Source organism: Halorhodospira sp. 9621 (assembly GCF_022228055.1).
GTDB lineage: Bacteria > Pseudomonadota > Gammaproteobacteria > Nitrococcales > Halorhodospiraceae > Halorhodospira > Halorhodospira halophila_A.
On sequence record NZ_JAJNRD010000079.1, the window covers coordinates 1 to 1777 of the forward strand.

Here is a 1777-nt window from a genome sequence, read left to right on the forward strand (position 1 = left end):
GGCTCCAGCTCCTCTCGGCGGATGGGCACCGACTCCGGCGCCTCGATCCCGATCTTGACCTGGCTACCCTTCACACCCAGGACCCGGACCTCGATCTCATCACCAATACGCAGCGACTCGTTCACACGCCGTTGCAGAATCAGCATCCACTTCTCCCAATCCGCTAGCACCCAAGCAGCCGCCCCCCTGTGACCTGGGCCGCTGCAGGGCCTTAGAGGCCTATTCCAAAACGCAGTCCAACGACGCGGGTCTCGTTCTCGGGTTCATAGACCTCGGTCAGCTGGCCACCGAGATCGACCACCTCGGGGTCCGACTCATCGATCTCCCAGTAGCGCACAAACACCCCGAGCTGCCAGGGCCGTCCGGCGCCCTCGAACGTCGAGACCAGCTCCGCCTTCAGCCCAAACCCGCCGTCGAGGTCGTTCTCGGCATCCTCAAAGCGCCGGTCCACGTCGCTAAGATCCGACTCGACATGCCCGCCGAGCAGATGCCGCAGCTCAAGGCGCGCCTGCGGCGGCCAGAACCGGCTCGTATCCTGGCGCCCAATCTCCATGCCGATCGGCAGATACACATACTGATGCGCCCGCCGGTAACCACCCGGGCCGCGCAGATCCTGCTCCCAGTACCGGTAACCGATGCCGATCACCGGGGCCACCGGCTCCTGGCGGCCAACCACCCGCATGCCAAGGTTGATCACCCGATCCCCGGTCTCGGTCTCAACCGGCGCACCGCCCCAGGTCTGCCCCTCGTAGTCCGTCCCACCAACCAGCAGCTCGCCATCGAAACGCAACCGGGCCCGGTCCACGGGCAGCTGCCCCTCGCCCCGCACGCCGTAGAGCCCGCCGCTTTCCTCCATCACATCCGGCTCCTCGTAGTCGAAATCCGCAAGCACCAGGCTCACGAACCCGCCCCCCGGGCCGGCCCAGGCCGCCACCGGCGTGCCCGCAAGCAGGACGATCACCAGCAGAGCACCGCACACAGATTTCTTCACGTCAGCCGACATCCTGCCCTCTCCCTCCAACTACTCAGCCTGCCCCGACCACCCCAGACTGCGCAGCAGCGCCTGCGAGGCGCCAAGGCATAAAGCGTTTTCATCCTCGTAGGTGCGCACATCCATCTCGTGCTCGAAGAGCATCAGCCGCAGCACCTCCACGGCTTGGTAGAGCTGGCTGCGTGCGCTGAGAATCCGGCTCATGGCCACAAACTGCTCACGCCGCTCCGGCCCGGAGATCCCCGCCGCATGCCGACTGATCCCGTAGCGAAGCTCCCGGGCGAGGAACTGATCGGCATAGAGCGTGCGCGCCAGATCCCGCAGCGCATCGTCGTGCTCGCCATCCGGATCGAGGGAGAGCTCCACGCGCGTAGCCATCACCCGCTGCTGCAGGTGCTCGGCGACATACGCTGTCTGCCGCGCATCCCGACACGAGCGCTCATCACGCTCAAGATGCCCGCTGAAGGCGTTCATCTGCTCATTCGCCTGCTGCGCAAAGTCGAGCAGATCGCGGCAGAACGCACCAAAGGTCTCCGCATCCTCAAAGCCTCTCAGCGGGCGGATCGACTCATTCCTGCGGCTCACCACTCGACTCCTTCGCATTGCGCTGCTCGGGCACCTCGGCGCGACGGATCACCACGGCCTCCGGCGCCTCGATCCCGAGCCGGATCCGCCCCGGCTTGAGATCGATCACCTCAAGCTCAATGTCCTCACCGATCAAAAGCCGCTCACCCACGCGTCGATCCAGTACCAGCATCGCCTGCCTCCTTCCCCCTGGATCCCTGG

Annotated in this window: 4 protein-coding genes; all 4 read right to left on the bottom strand. The window is 65.7% G+C overall.

The window, feature by feature from the left end; translation table 11 throughout:
- Nucleotides 1-146, bottom strand: a 146-nt coding sequence (gene csrA, locus LRF89_RS13125) for a carbon storage regulator CsrA (protein ID WP_238637356.1), incomplete at its 3' end; no start/stop codon positions are given.
- A 65-nt stretch (nt 147-211) separates the two neighbouring features.
- Complete coding sequence (locus LRF89_RS13130) at nt 212-991, bottom strand: hypothetical protein (protein WP_238637353.1); 780 nt, start codon at nt 989-991, stop codon at nt 212-214.
- Between the two features lie 30 nt (nt 992-1021).
- Nucleotides 1022-1576 carry a hypothetical protein gene (locus tag LRF89_RS13135; RefSeq protein ID WP_238637354.1) on the bottom strand — a complete coding sequence of 185 codons (555 nt, stop codon included), beginning with the start codon at nt 1574-1576 and terminating at the stop codon, nt 1022-1024.
- Nucleotides 1560-1777, bottom strand: a 218-nt coding sequence (locus tag LRF89_RS13140) for a carbon storage regulator (protein WP_238637355.1), incomplete at its 5' end; no start/stop codon positions are given. The genes LRF89_RS13140 and LRF89_RS13135, both read right to left, overlap by 17 nt.